The sequence below is a fragment of the Cellulosimicrobium sp. CpK407 genome, assembly GCF_051844275.1.
GTDB classification, from domain to species: Bacteria; Actinomycetota; Actinomycetes; order Actinomycetales; family Cellulomonadaceae; genus Cellulosimicrobium; species Cellulosimicrobium cellulans_G.
The window spans coordinates 21,947-37,288 of the sequence record NZ_JBGNYC010000027.1 but is presented as its reverse complement, the minus strand read 5'-3'; the positions used below and the strand labels follow the sequence as shown (position 1 = coordinate 37,288).

10 protein-coding genes are annotated in these 15,342 nt (G+C 75.9%); 7 read left to right on the top strand and 3 right to left on the bottom strand.

What is annotated here, in order from left to right:
- Positions 1-26: 26 nt before the first annotated feature.
- Genes ABWU78_RS12865 through ABWU78_RS12845 form a run of 5 tightly spaced genes read left to right on the top strand, consistent with a single transcriptional unit; the run spans position 27 to position 7,043 of the window.
- Positions 27-1,634, top strand: coding sequence for an ATPase (locus tag ABWU78_RS12865; protein ID WP_439158624.1), 1,608 nt, complete (start codon positions 27-29; stop codon positions 1,632-1,634).
- Positions 1,631-2,914 (top strand): hypothetical protein, encoded by a 1,284-nt coding sequence (locus ABWU78_RS12860; RefSeq protein WP_353708413.1) that lies wholly within the window; start codon positions 1,631-1,633, stop codon positions 2,912-2,914. The genes ABWU78_RS12865 and ABWU78_RS12860 overlap by 4 nt, the downstream gene beginning before the upstream one ends.
- Positions 2,911-4,899: a hypothetical protein gene (locus ABWU78_RS12855; RefSeq protein WP_353708412.1), complete on the top strand. Its 1,989-nt coding sequence runs from the start codon at positions 2,911-2,913 to the stop codon at positions 4,897-4,899. Before ABWU78_RS12860 ends, ABWU78_RS12855 begins: the two co-directional genes overlap by 4 nt.
- Positions 4,889-5,500: a hypothetical protein gene (locus ABWU78_RS12850; protein ID WP_353708411.1), complete on the top strand. Its 612-nt coding sequence runs from the start codon at positions 4,889-4,891 to the stop codon at positions 5,498-5,500. The genes ABWU78_RS12855 and ABWU78_RS12850 overlap by 11 nt, the downstream gene beginning before the upstream one ends.
- A 22-nt stretch (positions 5,501-5,522) precedes the next feature.
- Positions 5,523-7,043: an AMP-binding protein gene (locus tag ABWU78_RS12845; protein WP_439158623.1), complete on the top strand. Its 1,521-nt coding sequence runs from the start codon at positions 5,523-5,525 to the stop codon at positions 7,041-7,043.
- Positions 7,044-7,047: 4 nt separating this feature from the next.
- Here ABWU78_RS12845 and ABWU78_RS12840 read toward each other — a convergent pair whose 3' ends face one another.
- Complete coding sequence (locus ABWU78_RS12840; RefSeq protein ID WP_253053831.1) at positions 7,048-7,782, bottom strand: hypothetical protein; 735 nt, start codon at positions 7,780-7,782, stop codon at positions 7,048-7,050.
- A 313-nt stretch (positions 7,783-8,095) separates the two neighbouring features.
- On the opposite strand from ABWU78_RS12840, the gene ABWU78_RS12835 reads away from it, so the two are divergent.
- Together ABWU78_RS12835 and ABWU78_RS12830 are read left to right on the top strand one after the other, a co-directional pair.
- Positions 8,096-11,698 (top strand): S8 family serine peptidase, encoded by a 3,603-nt coding sequence (locus tag ABWU78_RS12835; protein ID WP_439158622.1) that lies wholly within the window; start codon positions 8,096-8,098, stop codon positions 11,696-11,698.
- A 99-nt stretch (positions 11,699-11,797) separates the two neighbouring features.
- Positions 11,798-12,487: a DUF4241 domain-containing protein gene (locus ABWU78_RS12830; protein ID WP_439158621.1), complete on the top strand. Its 690-nt coding sequence runs from the start codon at positions 11,798-11,800 to the stop codon at positions 12,485-12,487.
- Between the two features lie 104 nt (positions 12,488-12,591).
- Here the strand turns inward: ABWU78_RS12830 and ABWU78_RS12825 are convergent, their stop codons facing one another.
- Positions 12,592-14,010, bottom strand: coding sequence for an alkaline phosphatase family protein (locus ABWU78_RS12825; RefSeq protein ID WP_353708407.1), 1,419 nt, complete (start codon positions 14,008-14,010; stop codon positions 12,592-12,594).
- Positions 14,007-15,314 carry a metabolite traffic protein EboE gene (gene eboE / locus ABWU78_RS12820; protein WP_439158620.1) on the bottom strand — a complete coding sequence of 436 codons (1,308 nt, stop codon included), beginning with the start codon at positions 15,312-15,314 and terminating at the stop codon, positions 14,007-14,009. The genes ABWU78_RS12825 and eboE overlap by 4 nt, the downstream gene beginning before the upstream one ends.
- Between the last annotated feature and the right edge of the window lie 28 nt (positions 15,315-15,342).

Genomic DNA, 15,342 nt, shown 5'->3' with positions numbered 1-15,342 from the left:
GCGGACGACGGTGGCAGGATCGGGCCGTGACCGATCTCGAGCACGTCTCCTCCGCGCCGACCCGGCCGCAGCCCGCGGGGCAGGCCGACGGGCGCGACCCGTTCGCCCTGGGCGTCGACGACCTGTTCGGCACGCCCATCACCGGGGCCGGCTCCGACGACGGCGCGGCCCGGGGCGGGCTGCCGCTCGACGAGAAGCTGCGCCAGGCGTACTTCTGGGTCGTCAACCACGCGATCATCAGCCCGCACTACGACGTCGAGTTCGCGGCGCCCGGCGCGCGAGAGACGAGCTTCCGGCTCGGCGACTCGAAGGCGCTGCTCACCCTGCCGAGCGACCAGTCGTACTCGAGCTTCGTGCTGCTGCCGCTCCTGACGTTCGCCGTGCGGGGGCGGTGCCTCATGATCGGCGGTCCGGGCCGCGGGAAGACCGCGAGCGCCGTGCTCATGGGCGTCCTCGCGGGCTACCCGGTGCTCGACGTGCGCCGCGCGATGCAGCACGGGCACCCGCAGCTCACGGTGTCGGACCTGTTCGGCATGCCGCTGCCCAAGGACCTGGTGCAGGCGGACAGCCTCGCGGACGTGGACGTCGCGTGGCGGTCGTGGCTCGGCATGCGCGTGAAGATCGTCGACGAGTACAACCGCATCCCGACGCGCACGCAGTCGGCGCTGCTCACGGTGCTCGCGGACGGGTACGTCGAGGTCTACGACCAGGTGTACGAGACGGGCGACGCCGCCTGGTACCTCACGGCGAACGACGACGCGGGCGGCGGCACGTACCAGGTGGTCGACGCGCTGCGGGACCGCATCGACGTCGTCGTGCACGCGCTGCCGTTCAACAACCGCTTCCTCGGCGACCTCGTGGCCCGGGCCGAGCGGCGCGTGCGCCCGGAGGAGAACGTGCCGCCGGAGATCGTGTTCGACGCCGCCGAGCACGACGCGCTGCACGCCGCGATCCTCGCCGTCCCGTTCCCGGAGCCGGTGCGCCGTCGCCTCGAGTTCTTCGCGAGCCAGCTCGAGGTGCTGGAGCGCGCGGGGTGGCAGTTCGAGTACCGGACGAAGGACACGGCGCGCGTCGCGGGCGTGGACCCGCACCTCGTCGCGACGGCGGACACGGGCCGCGACCGCCTGGGCGACGTGGGGGCGCAGACCCTCAACGGCCTGTCGGTGCGCGCGCTGCAGTCGCTCGTCGCGTACGCGAAGGCGATGGCGTACTTCCGCGGGGACGCCGAGGTGGAGCTCGCCGACCTGCGGGCGGTGCTCCCGTTCGTGCTGCACGACAAGCTGCTCCCCGACCTGCAGTCGGCCCCGTTCGACGACCGCGAGCGCGAGCCGCTGCGCTCGGACCGCGTGTCGTGGATCCGCGACCTCTTCGACACGGCGTGCCGCCAGTACGACGCCGCCGGCCTCGACGACCAGGACGACGTCGGGGCGGTCCTCGCGGACGTCGCGGCCGGGTTCGAGGGGCTGCCCGAGGCGGAGGTGCTGCGCCGGCTCGCCCGGATCGAGCACGTGCTCGCGTCGTGGGAGAAGCACGTCAAGCTGCACGGCCACGTGTACGAGGACGCGCTCGCGCTCAAGTACGCCCACCAGCGGTACACGAACTACCTCACCTGGCTGCGCTGGAGCGGCGCGTGACGCTGCCCGACGGCGGACACCCGCCGTCGGCCGGGGACGCGGGTCCCGGGGTCCGCCCGACGTTCGCCGCCCGCGCCCTCGCGGAGCGCGCGCGGTACGACGCCGTCCTCGCGCGGGCGCTCGCGCACGGCGCGGACCGCGACGGCCTGGCCGACGCGGTGCGGGAGGTGGCCGCGGCCGCGGACCCGCTCGCCCGGCAGCTCGGTGCGGACGCGTTCGCGGCGACGTGCGACGCGCTCGTCGACGCGCTCGCGCGGCTCGCCGCCGCGCGTCGCTGGCGTCCTGGCGCACCGGAGCGGCGCGCGCTCCTCGACGTCGTCCCGCGGCTCGCGCCGTGGCTCGCCCTCGCCCCCGCGGCCACGGTCGCAGCGGTCGTCGACGCCGCACGGGCCGTCGGCGGCCGTCCCGGCGCGCGCGGGGACGTGACGGCGTGGGCGGCGCGCGTGGTCGACGCCGCCACCGTGGGGGTCGGTAGCCCGGCGGACGTCGGTCCGGGACCCTCCGCGGCGGACCTGGTCCGGGGCGCGGTCCTCGTCGCGGCGTGGCGCAGCGGGCTCGTGCGCTACCGGGGCGCGGCGCTCGACGCCGCGCGGTCGCTCCCGGAGCCGGTCGCGCGGGCCGCGCTGTCGCTCCCTGCGTCCGGGGCGGGCGGGGCCTCCGGGACGGTCGGGACGGTCGACGCCGCGGACCTGCGGGCCGTGCTCGACCGCCACGCCGCGGACCCGTGGTGGTGGCCCGCCGTCGGGCCGGGCGACGAGCCCGCCGGGGCACGGTGGGTCCTGCTCCCGGGCGCTCCCGGGCCCGCCCAGGTCCTGGGTCGCTTCGGCGGCTTCCGCGGGTTCGGCGGGCCGTGGCTGTCGCCCGCGCTGGTGGTCGGCACCGACGCGCGCCATCCCGGCCTGCGCTGGGTGCTGCTCTCGACCGGCGACGGCGTGCCGGCCGCCGTGGGCGCCGCGGCGGACGCCGCGACCGTCGGCGCCGAGACGGTCGAGTGGACGCTCGTCGCCGACGTCCACGGCGCGTTCGTCGCGCGCGCCCCGGGCGCCGGCGACCACGCCACGGGCGCGGTCACGCCGCCCCGCGCCGACATCGACGTCGACGACCAGGGCCTGCACGGGTCGGACCACGGTCCCGCCGGACGACCCACGCCCGACCCGGCGCCCGACGCGGCCCTGACCGACGTCAGCGGCGCCGCGGTGGTCGAGACGCCGTCGGGCCGGCTCGCGCTGCTGAGCCGGACCGGCTCGTACGACGTCCTCCTCGTGCGGTGGCCCCGGTGAGCGCGCCCGCGCAGGGACCGGTCGGGGCGCTGCCCGACGAGCGACCTCGCGCCGACCTCGGGGCGCTGCGTCAGCGGTGGCAGGCCGCGTGGCCCGAGGCGCTCGCGGCCTGGGGCCGGTTCACGCGCCTCGGCGCCCCGACGCTGCACGGACCCGGCACCGTTCCGGAGGGGGTCGGGTCGTTCGCGTGGTTCTCGACGACCCGCGTGAGCGTGCACGTGGACCTCGCCGAGGTCGTGGCGCTGGGGATCGAGGACCACGCGGTCGCGGTCCTCGCGCACGAGGTGGGTCACCACGTGCTCTCCCCCGGCGACCTCACGACGAGCGCGCTCCTCGTCGCGCGCACGCGCGCCGGGCTCGTGGACCAGGACCAGCTCGCGCCGCTCACCGCCAACCTGTGGAGCGACCTGCTCATCAACGACCGCCTGCAGCGCCGCGCCGGGATCGACCTCGCCGGGCTGTGGCGCGCGCTGGGGCCGGGGACGAGCACGGTCATGCAGACCGTGCTCCGCGCGGACGAGATCCTCTGGGGTCTGCCGCGCGGCAACCTCACCGCGTCCGACGTCCCGGTGGCCGAGCGCGAGGCGACGCTCGTCGCGCGCCTCGTGCGCGCCTACGCGGACGACCCCGTGGGCGGCGCCGCGGGGTTCGCCGCGCTGCTGCGCACGCTGCTCGCGGCGGAGGCGGGGTCGCCGGCCACCGCGCAGGACCCGCGCCGCCAGGCCCGGCCCGAGCGCGGGGACCGCGAGGCCCGACGGCGGCACCTCCAGCGGCGGCGGTCCACGCTGCCCCAGGTCGTCTGCGGGCAGGACGAGGTGGCCGGGGCGGTGCCCGGCGGGCTCGCGACGGACCCGCGCGCCGTCGAGCCGGTGCGGCACCCCGCGCTCGACCCGCGCGTCGTCGGGGACCTCGGGCTGGGCGCGGAGGAAGACCCCGTGACGGACGCCGCGCACCACGCGCCCGGGACGGACGGCGAGGGCGCGCACGACGCGACCGGCCAGGCCCTCGCGCCGGCGGACTACGACGCGACGCTCCGGCTGCTCGGGCTCACGACGGACGCCGCGGCGTCCGCCCGGCGCTGGTACCGCGAGCGCGCCGCGCCCCTGCTCGTCCCGTTCCCCGTGCGCGAGCACGTGCGCGCCACCGAGCCGCTGCTCGGCGCGCACGAGCAGTGGGACGTGGGCGACGAGCTGGGCGACGTGGACTGGACCGGGACGCTGCTGCGCTCGCCCGTCGTCGTGCCGGGGTTCACGACCGTGCGCCGGTCGGTCGACGAGGACGCGGGCGACGAGCCCGACCGCGTCCCCGTCGACCTCGACCTCTACCTCGACTCGTCCGGCTCGATGCCGGACCCGACGCGACGCGTCGCGCCGATCGCGCTCGCCGGGGCCGTCCTCGCGCTCTCGGCCCTGCGTGCGGGTGCCCGCGTGCAGGCCACGACGTGGAGCGGGCCGCAGCAGGTCGCCGGGACGGACGGGTTCGTGCGCGACGAGGACCGCGTGCTCGACGCGGTCGTCGCGCACTTCGGCGGCTCGACGTCGTTCCCGGTCCCGCTCCTGGAGCGCACGCACCTCGGCGACCCGGTCACCGGCGCCCCGCCGACGCGCACCCGCCCGTGCCACGTCGCCGTCATCTCCGACGACGGCGTCGTGTCGATGTTCGACGACGTCGTCCGGCTCCGCTGGGGTGCGCGCCCCGACACGGAGCTCGTGGCGCCCCACGAGGGCACCGCGGCGCGCGCCGTCGCGGCCGCCGGGGGCGGGGGCACGCTCGTGCTGGACGTCTCGGCGAAGGGTGCCGAGACGGTGCGGGACTACGCGGTGGGCTACCGGGTCCACGCCGTGCAGACCCAGGACGACCTCGTCGCGTTCGCCCGCGCCTTCGCGCGCGAGCTGTGGGGCTCCTCGACCGGCGCCCCGGCGAGCGCACCGTCGAGGAGCACGACAGCGAGCAGCCGACCGGAAGGAGCCCGCCGTGACCGATGACCTCGCCCGCCCGACGGTCGAGGGCCCCGCGCTCGCCGACGTCGTGCACCGTCTGGCCGACACGCCCCCGGACGTGCTGGACCACCGGGTGGTCGCGGCCGCCGCGCTCGTCGGCGACACCGCCGACCTCCTCGCCGGGTCCGGCGCGGTCGGCGTGCTGCGCGGCCCGCAGCGCGCCGCCGTCGAGGCGCTGTGCACGCACGCCCCGTACGCGGCGCTCGCCGGGACGGTCTGCTGGCTGCTGCGCGACGAGCGCCTGCTCGCCGCGCCCGCGTCCCGGGCCGCCGCGACGCCGGGCGCGCTCGTCCGGGTCGTCGAGCAGACCGTGCCCGCCCTCGCCCTGCTCCGGACGCCGGACGAGTGGCTGCACGCGCCGACGGCGCGCGAGGAGCTGGCGCGCGCCGTGCTGCGCGAGCTCGGGCTGCGGCCCGCGGGCGAGAGCCCCGAGGTGGCCGCGGACCGGTGGGTGGCCGTGAGCACGGCCGAGCAGCGCCGGATCGCCCGCGAGATGGCGCAGGAGGCGCGCCGCGCCGAGCAGCTCGCCCGCGAGCTCGCGGAGAAGCGCGCCAAGGAGGCCGCCGCGCAGTACGCGAACTACTAGCGAAGCTCCTGACGAGGACTCCATGACGACACCCGACGACGCCCCCGACCTCACGCTCGACGAGTACGCCCCGGGCTCCGCGGTCGCGCTCACCGACGCCGAGCGCTGGCCCACGCTCGACGACGCGGGCCGGGCCGCGCTCGACGCGGTGCGGGACCACCCCGCCGCGCCCGCCTGGGTCCACGTCACGGGCGACCGGCTGCGCCCCGACGACCTGCCCGTGCTCGACGAGGTCGCGGCCCGCCTCGCCGCGGGCCATGCCGACACCCGTACCGGCACCCGCGCCGAGGGCCCCGCCGCGACGCCCGGCACCGACCCGCCGCCCGTCGACCCGCCCGCGTGGGTGGGCGCCCTCGTCGACCAGGCGCACGCCGTCGTGCCGCGGTACCGCCGGGCGCGCGACCGCGGGGAGAGCCGGGCCGGGTCGCCGCTCACCGCGGTCAGCCCCGTCACGCGCGACGACCTGCGGCACGACGTGGCGTCGTTCGTCCCCGTGGACGTGCCGCTCGGCCGCGTGCTCGAGGGCACGAGCTCCGGCAGCACGGGCGCGGCGGTCCGCGTCCCGCTGCACCCCGTGGCCGTCGCGGCGGACCTCGTGCTCCTGCAGCACCTCGTCGCGAGCACGGGCGCGGACTGGGAGCCCGCGCCCGGCCGCCTGGGCCTGATGAACCTCGTGGACCAGCGCGAGGCGTTCACGTACGCGTCGGCGATGACCGGGTTCCGGCGCGGCCCCGGCGTCGCCGCACCGACCATGGCGCGCGTCAACCTCGACCCCGGCGCGTGGACGCGCCCGGGCGACCGTGCGGCGTTCCTCGCGGCGCAGGACCCGCAGGTGGTGTCGAGCTCGCCGCTGCCGCTGCTCGCGCTCGCCCGGCTCGCGCACGAGGGTCTCGCCCTGCACCCGGTCGCGCTCGTCAGCGGGGCCGCGCACCTGTCGGGCGTCGCCCGCGCACGCCTGCACGCCACGTGGGACGTGCCCGTCGCCGACCTCTACGGGCTGCGCGAGACGGGCGCGGTCGCGGCCCGCACGGACGGGGGGCCGTTCGTCGTCGTCGGGGGCCGACGCGTCTGGGTCGAGATCCTCGACGACGACGGCGTGCCCGTCCCCGACGGCGGCCTCGGCGAGGTCGTCGTCACGGTCGACGAGAACCCGTACCTGCCGCTGCTGCGCTACCGCACCGGCGACCGCGCGCGGATCGTGCGGCGCGGTGACCAGGTCGAGCTGCACGACCTGGAGGGCCGGTCGCCCGTGCGCTACCTGCGGCCCGACGGCGCCTGGGTGCCGTCGGTCGACGCCGCCCAGCACCTCCAGGCCCACGGCATGGCCGCGTGGCAGCTCCACCAGGCGGCTGACGGGAGCGTGGTGCTCGACGTCGTCCCCGACGCGCCCGGTGACGCCGGGGCCAGGGCCGTGCGCGCCGCGGGGGACGCCGTCGGGCACCTGCTGGGACGCCGCGTCGCCGTGCGCGAGGTGAGCCCCGCCCGGCTCGGGGCGGGCCGGGCGCGTCGCTGGTCGAGCGACGTGCCCGGCGGGGCCGCCTGACGCCTCAGCCGAGCTGGCCGACCGGGCGGTAGACGACCGAGGACGCCTTGTTGTCGAACGTGCCCAGCGTCGCGCAGTGCGGCGTGCAGTTCTTCTTCGCGCCCGCGTAGCTGTACGAGTCGTACAGGGTCACCCAGCAGCCCGCGTAGGTCGTGGCGGAGCTGACGACGTTGTTCATGAGCAGGTTCGCGAGGTTCGGGAACCCGTAGGTGGACCCGCCGTAGCAGCCGTTGGTGCCGGAGCCGTAGAGCACCTTCGACGCGCCCTTGTAGTTGGCGTCCCGCCACAGCACGCCCAGGACGAGCGAGCTCGCCGCCGCGGTGGTCGCGCGCGCCGTCGTGCCGAGACCCGACCCGGCCACCGCCGACGCGTTGAGCTCGGCGACGAGCCCCTCGACCTCGGCGGGGGTCGCGTCGGCGAGGCGCGCCGCGGCGACGTCGCCGCCCGAGGCGAACTCCAGCGCCTCCTCGAGCGAGTCGAAGCACACCTCGGGCGCCGGCGGGAGCGTGGCGGGGTCCTGGCCGGGCAGGAGGGGCTGGGCCTGCACCGCGCAGCTCTCCCCGCTGGAGACCTGCGCGTCGGAGGCGGCGTCGGCGGTCGGGTCGGTCGTGGCCGTCCGGTCCCACGTCACGACGCGCAGGTCGGGCTCGGACGCCAGGGCAGGAGAGGCGACCGCGGCGGTCGCGACGACGCCGGCGACGAGCGCGGCGGACAGGACCCGGAGCGAGGATCTGGTCATGGTTCTCCTTCTGCGTGGGCCACGCCCCCGGGTTTCGCACCCCCGTGGACCTGACGCGGGAAGGGGACTCCCACAGGACGGCCACGTCCTGTGACCCCGCCCGCATCGTAGAGCGTGCCGGCCACGTTGTCTCCGGGCGCCGTGCCCGAGTGCGGGCGCCCGTCGCTGGGCAGTTCGGGCGGTCGTTGGTTACCGTGCTCGGGTGGTCTGTGTCCCACCCGGGCGAGACCGCAGGGAAGGACCCATCCACGAACCCTTCGCCGAACCGGCTCTGCCGGGGAGATGAGTGTCGATGAAGCACCGTTCTCTACCCGTGTCACTGACCGCTGCCGCCGCGAGCCTCGCCGTCGTCGCCGCGGCCGCCGCGCCTGCTGTCGCGGACCCGCCGCCCGACCCCGGGGACTCCCTCGGCGTGCAGTCGGGCGCGTCCCTCGCCCCGACCGACAAGGTCGCCCCGTCCCTCGCGAAGGCGACCGGCACCGTCACGGCGTTCGTCGAGCTCGACGCGCCGTCGGCGGTCGACCTCGCCGCGCAGGGCGCGAGCCCCCAGGAGGTCGAGGCCAACGCGCAGGAGGTCGCACAGCTCGCGGACGACGTCGTCCCGCAGCAGGCGACCGCCCGCAGCGCCGGCGCGCGGAACCCGCAGCAGGTGTCGGTGACGAGCACGCTCGTCGCGGGCGTCGTCGTCACGGGTGACGCGGCCCGCGTGCGCGACCTCGCGCGCGACGCCTCCGTCGTCACGGTCTACCGGATCATCCCCAAGAAGCCGGCGAACAAGGGCACGGACGTGTTCACGCGGGCGCTCGAGACGTGGCAGAGCACCGGCCTCACCGGCGAGGGCGTGCGCATCGGCATCATCGACACGGGTATCGACTACACGCACAAGGCGTTCGGCGGCCCCGGCACGCAGGAGGCGTTCGACGAGGCCTACGGCGACCGCGGTACCGGCCCGGTCCCCGAGGGGACCTACGACGAGCTGAAGTTCCTCGGCGGCCACGACTTCGCGGGGTACGACTACGACGCGAGCGGCACCGTCCCCGGCACGACGCTCGTGCCGACGCCCGACGAGAACCCCATCGACTCGCTCGACTCGGTCGGCTCGGGCCACGGCTCGCACGTGGCCGGCACGACCGCGGCCTACGGCGTCACCGCCGACGGCGAGACGTTCGACGGCGACTACTCGACGCTCACGGACATCTCCGACTGGCAGGTCGGCCCGGGCTCCGCGCCCGAGGCGGGCCTGTACGCGCTCAAGGTGTTCGGCGACCTCGGCGGCTCGACCGGCGTCGTCGTCGACGCGCTCGAGTGGGCGGCCGACCCGAACGGCGACGGCGACCTCTCCGACCGCCTCGACATCGTCAACCTCTCCCTCGGCTCCGACGGCTCCCCCGCGGACGACCCGGAGAACCTCTTCATCGACCAGCTCTCCCGCCTCGGGACGCTGTCCGTCATCGCGTCGGGCAACGCCGGCGACGTGACGGACGTCGGTGGCTCCCCCGGCAACGCGCGCACCGCCCTCACGGTCGCCAACTCGGTCGGCGACACCCAGACGTTCGACGCCGTGCGCGTCGACGCCCCCGAGGCGCTCGCGGGCGAGTACCCCGCCCAGAACTCGGTGGACTACGCGGGCGGGGCGGACGTCACCGCGCCGGTCGCGTTCCTCGGGGGCGACGTCGACGGCTGCCAGGCGTTCACGCCCGAGCAGGCAGCGGCCGTCGCGGGCAAGATCGCGTTCCTCTCCTGGGACGACAACGACGCGACGCGCGCGTGCGGCAGCGCCGCACGGTTCAACAACGCGCAGGCCGCGGGCGCCGTCGGCGTGCTGCTCTCCTCCGAGCTCTCGTCGTTCGTCGCGGGCATCGCGGGCAACGCCGGCATCCCCGGCGCCCAGCTCACCGGCCCGAGCCACGACGCGCTGCGCCCCGCGATCGAGGCCGGCCAGGTCACGATGACCATCGGCCCGTCGCTCGCGCTGTCGTCGTTCGTCTCGATCCCGGAGATCGGCGACACGCTCAACAGCGGGTCGTCGCGCGGGGTGCACGGCTCGCTGGGCGTCGCCAAGCCCGACGTCGCGGCCCCCGGCACGGGGATCGCCTCCGTCGCGTCCGGTCACCTGGACGGCGCGAGCATCAAGTCCGGCACGTCCATGGCCACCCCGCACGTCGCCGGCATCGCGGCGCTCGTCAAGGAGGCCCACCCGGGCTGGGCGCCGGCCGAGGTCAAGGCGTCGGTCATGAACACCGCGACGCACGACGTCTTCACCGGGCCGTCGGGCACGGGCACCGCCTACGGACCCGAGCGCGTGGGCTCCGGCCGCGTCGACGCCGTCGACGCGGTCGCGAACACGACCCTCGCCTACGCGTCGCAGGACTCCGACCAGGTGTCCGTGGCGTTCGGCGTCGTGCCGGTCGGCCAGGACACCGTGACCGTGCGCAAGACCGTGACCGTGCAGAACACGGGCGACGCCCCGAAGACGTACGCGACGAGCTTCGCCCAGTCCAGCACGGCGGGCGGGGCGACCGTGTCGGTCGCCCCGGCGTCCGTCACCGTCCCCGCGGGGCAGCGCACGGTCGTCACCGTGACGCTGACCGCGGACCCGGCGACGCTCGCCAAGGAGCTCGACCCGACGTCGTCGGCCGACTCCGGCGTCGGCGTGCCGCGCGACTTCGTGTCGTCCGTCAGCGGCCGCGTCGTCCTCACCCCGACCGACGGCGGCGCCGCGCTGCGCGTCCCCGTCCAGGCGTCGCCGAAGCTCGTGAGCGACCTCTCCGGCACGGCCGTCGCCTTCCCGGGCTCGGCCACCACCGCCGACCTCGACCTCGACGGCCGCGGCGTGGCCTCGGGCGGCTGGTTCTCGCTCGTCGCTCCGTTCGAGCTCAAGACGACGAGCCCGCGCCTCGAGGCGGACGCGGCGGTCGGCGCCTCGGCGTCGGCCATCGCGGCGGCCGACGTGCGCGCCGTCGGCTTCACGTCGACGGCGCCGCAGGTCGCGGCGGACGGCGGCGACCCCGCGGACGGCGTCATCGGCATCGGCGTCGCGGTCGACGGGGAGTGGGCGAGCCTCGGCTCGGTCTCGATCCCGGCGGTCGAGGTCGACGTCGACTCCGACGGCACGGCCGACTTCGAGATCGCGGCGATCAAGTACAACAGCGAGACGGACCTCACCCTCGCGGCGACGTTCACGCTCAAGGACTGGACCGCGCCGGACGGCACGGAGTACGAGGCCGGGGACAACGTCGACCTCCAGCCGATCAACTCGGTGTGGGGGAACGTCGACACCTCGGTGTTCGACAACAACGTCGTCGTCATCCCGGTCGGCATCGGGTCGCTCGGGATCGAGGAGGGCGACGTGCCGACCTTCCAGGTCCTCACGTACTCGCCGTACTCGCAGGCCGCCGACCAGCTCGTCGACGCGACCGAGACGTTCACGGGCGACCCGTACGACCCGGCCTACTGGTTCGACGGCGGCGACCAGCTCCTGTACGTCGGAGCCGACGACACGTCGATCCCGGTGCACCGCTCCCAGGCCGCGGTCGAGGCGGGCAGCGGCAAGCTCCTGCTGCTGCACCTGCACAACGCGACGGCGACCAAGCGCTGGCAGACCGTGGACGTCACGACGTCCGCCGTCGTCGACGCGACGGTCACGGCCGAGGCACGCTGCCTCGGCGGCAAGGCGCACGTCGCGGTCCGCGTGCTCAACGAGTCGGGTGCGACGGCCGACGTCGTGGTGACGACCCCGTACGGCGAGAAGACGTTCCCGAACGTCAAGGACGGCAAGAACGCCTACCAGTCGTTCTCGTCGCGCTCTGCGTCGTTCGACGCCGGCTCGGTGACCGCGACCCTCACCGCCGAGGTCGACGGCGAGGAGGTCACGACGACCTACGACGCCGACTACGAGGCGCTGAGCTGCTCGTAGCCGCGCGCCGCACCGCGAGGGCCGTCACCCGTCCGGGTGGCGGCCCTCGCCGCGTCAGGGGCCGAGCGGGCCCGAGCCGGCGGCGGCTAGGCTCGCGGCGTGAGCGACTTCCCCACCCCTGACACGTTCTTCGCCCTGCGCCCCGGCCCCGCCACGGGGACGGGGCCCGCCGGGAGCCCCGGTCTGCGCCTCACCGTGCACGACCTGGGCGAGCTCGTCCTGCCGAGCGGCCGGCTCGAGGCGTCCGACCCGTTCACGCTGCTCGGCGAGGGTCTCGTCGTGCAGGTGGAGCCGGGCCGCTACCCCGTGCGCGTCACGGTGGCCGACGTCTCCGACGAGCAGGACGGGTCCCACCTGCGCGAGGCGTACCTGAGCGTCGTCCTCGCCGACGGCGAGGTGGCGGCCGTCGAGCCGGTCGTCCCGGAGGGTGCCGACGGGCCGCCCGAGGCTGGCGCCGCGTACGGCGTGCCGGTCGACGCCGGGACGGTCGCGTTCGCCGACGCGGACGCCGTCGCCCGGCTCATGCCCGACGGCGACTGGTACGACGAGGTGTTCGACGACGGCACGGACACGAGCTGGTTCGCGCTCACGGACTCGCCGGACCACCTGCGCGAGGGGTCGGCGAACATCCTGCTCCCGGGCGCGCAGGACGGCGAGAACGTCGTGCTCTCCCACTCGGGCTGGGGCGACGGCTTCTACCCGCTCGTGCGCACCGTCGCCGCCGACGGCACGGTCCTCGGCCTGCACCTGGACCTCCTCGTCGCCCTCCCGGACGACGACGAGGACTGACGGTTGCGCCGAACCCGGGACCGCTCCTCAGCGGCGACCGTCGCTGAGGAGGGATCCCGGGTTCGGCGTCGTGGCGCGGGGACGGCCGGCCCGAGGGCTGCGGGTCAGACGCGGGCTCCGAGCCCCTGCAGCTCCAGGACCAGGCCCTTGATCGCGGCTGCCGGGATCTGTCCGCTCCCGCTCTCCACGACGCCCGCGACGGACGCCGGCACCACGGCGTCGGAGCACAGCACGAGCGGGGTGTCGGCCGACGAGTCGGGCAGCCGGCCGTGCGAGCCCTTCACGTACGACGCGTCGAGCGGGACGGTGCTCATGGCGTACCGCAGCCCGACCTTCTTCTTCACGAGGTTGAGCCCCGCCTTCGCCTTCGCGAGCTTGTCCGCGGGGTCGAAGAACAGCTCGGCGGGGTCGTAGCCGGGCTTGCGGTGGATGTCGACGCCGCGCGCGTACTCGGGCGCGCGCGCGTCGTCGAGCCAGAAGTAGTACGTGAACCAGGCCCCGGGCTCCGCGACGACGACGAGGTCGCCGGAGCGCTCGTGGTCGAGCCCGTACCGGGCCTGTGCGTCGCGGTCGAGAACCTCGTCGACCCCGGGGATCCCCCGCAGCAGGTCGGTGACGCGTCGCTGGAGCGCGGGGTCGTGCTGGTCGCCGAGGTAGACGTGCGCGACCTGGTGGTCCGCGACCGCGAACGCGCGCGACGTCCACGGGTCGAGCTGCTCCTTGCCGTCCTGCACGTAGACCTCGAGCAGGCCCTCGCGGCGCAGGATGCGGTTGAGGTGCACGGGCCGGTCGGCGTCCGCGATGCCGTACTCCGAGACCACGAGGACGGTCACGCCCTGGTTCGCGGCGTCGTCGAGCAGGGGCGCGAGCGTCGCGTCGAGCTCCGCCGCGGCGGCGTCGGCCTGCGGGGACGTCGGCCCGAACCGCTGCAGGTCGTAGTCGAGGTGCGGGACGTACGCCATCGTGAGGTCCGGCGCGTGCGTGCGCAGCACGTGCCGCGTCGCGTCGACGATCCACCGGGACGAGGAGATGTCCGCAGTCGGGCCCCAGTACGTGAACAGGGGGAACTCGCCGAACCGGCCGACGAGGTCGTCGTGCAGCGCCGGGGGGCGCACGTACGCGTCCGGGGACTTGCGGCCGTCGGCGTGGTAGATCGGGCGCGGCGTGACGGTGACGTCCGTCGTCATGCCCATGGCGTACCACCAGCAGACGTTCGCCGACGAATACTCGCGGCTGGCCCGGCGCGCGGCCTCCCACAGCTTCTCGCCCTCGACGAGCCGGGAGTGCTGGCGCCACAGGTACACGTCGCCGAGCTCGCGGAAGTACCACCCGTTCCCGACGATCCCGTGCTCCGCCGGGCTGAGCCCGGTCGTCATCGTGGCCTGGACGCTGCACGTCACGGCGGGCAGCACGGTCGCGAGCTCGGACTGCCAGCCGCTCGCGGCGAGCTGGCGCAGGCGCGGCATGTGCGCGAGCGCGGTCGAGGTGAGCCCGACGACGTCGAGCAGCAGCACGGGCTTCATGCGGTCCTCCTGGTGAAGTGAGTCTCGTGGCCGAGCCCGAGGTTGCTCGCGGTCGAGTCCGGGGTTGCTCTCGTTGTCGGCGTCTTTCCGGGAGCAACCTCGTGCTCGGCGGTGAGGTGGGTGGTGGCCCAGCGGAGCTCGGCCGCGATGCCGGCGACGAGCGAGGCCGTGGCCGCTCCCTCCGGGAGCACCGACCACGTGTAGGTCTCGACGTCGAGGTGGGCCTCGTCGCCGTGCGGGGCCGCCCGCACCGCGTCGACCGCGTCGCGCAGGACGTCGGTCGTCGCGGCGAGCGGCGCCGCGGGCTCGTGGTGCAGCGGCACGTGGAAGTGCACGCGCCACGGCCCCTCCCCCGGCAGCGGGTGCCCGACGGCGTCCCCCGCCCCGGTCCCGGGCCCGTCACCGAGGGCGTCGGGCAGGTCGTCGGCCGCGAGCACGTCGCCCGCCGCCGTGAGCTCGCGCACCTGGTGGATGTAGCGCTTCTCGGCGAACGCGCCGACGGCGGCGCGCGCGGCCGGGTCGGACGGGTCGTCCACGTGCAGCGCCGCCGACGCCTGCACCTTGACGACGCGCAGCCCGGCGTCCGTGATGCGCCGCACCGTGGCCGCCGTCCCCGCGCGCCGGTCCGCGAAGGACACGGCGAGGTGGCACGTGTCGAGGCACACCCCGACGTGCTCGGGGTCGATCCGGCTCTCGTCCGGCACGCCCCCGGCACCCAGCGGCCCCGTGCGCGCCGCGAGCCAGCCCACGACGTCGTCCACCGTGTCGAGCACGCACCCCGGCTCGGGCTCGACCGCGACGCGCACGGTCTTCCCCGTCCGCTCGCGCAGCTCGCGCAGGCCCGCGCCCAGCGCGACGAACGCGCGCGTCGCGGCGTCGTCGTCGGCCGCGGACCACGGTTCGCGCCACGCGAGCGGGAGCGTCGAGATCGAGCCGGCGGCACCGTCGGGCAGCAGGTCGGCCAGCACCTCGGCGCACTCGAGCGTGTACGCGAGCCGCTCGGGCTGCGCCCACGTCGGCGTGTACACGTCGAGCTTGACGACGTCCGCGTGGAACCCGCCGTACGGGAACGCGTTGAGCGTGTGGACCTGAAGACCCTGCTCGTCGAGGACGGCGCGCAGCCACGCCCGGTCCGCCGGCGACGCGGCGAGCCGGTGCGCGAGCGTCGCGGGCATCCAGAGCCCGACGCCGAGGACGTCGAGGCCCGCGGCCGCGCGGACGGGGCCCGCGTAGGTCACGAGCTGCTCGACGACCCCGTCGAGGTCCTCGGCCGGGTGGACGTTGGTGCAGTACGACAACAGCATGGTGGTGGTGCCCTTCCGCGACGGCCCG

Excerpts from the sequence above, each read along its gene's own strand:
- ABWU78_RS12845 (WP_439158623.1), top strand. The coding sequence starts at position 5,523 with ATGACGACACCCGACGACGCCCCCGACCTCACGCTCGACGAGTACGCC.
- eboE (WP_439158620.1), bottom strand. The coding sequence starts at position 15,314 with ATGCTGTTGTCGTACTGCACCAACGTCCACCCGGCCGAGGACCTCGAC.
- ABWU78_RS12840 (WP_253053831.1), bottom strand. The coding sequence starts at position 7,782 with ATGACCAGATCCTCGCTCCGGGTCCTGTCCGCCGCGCTCGTCGCCGGC.
- ABWU78_RS12825 (WP_353708407.1), bottom strand. The coding sequence starts at position 14,010 with ATGAAGCCCGTGCTGCTGCTCGACGTCGTCGGGCTCACCTCGACCGCG.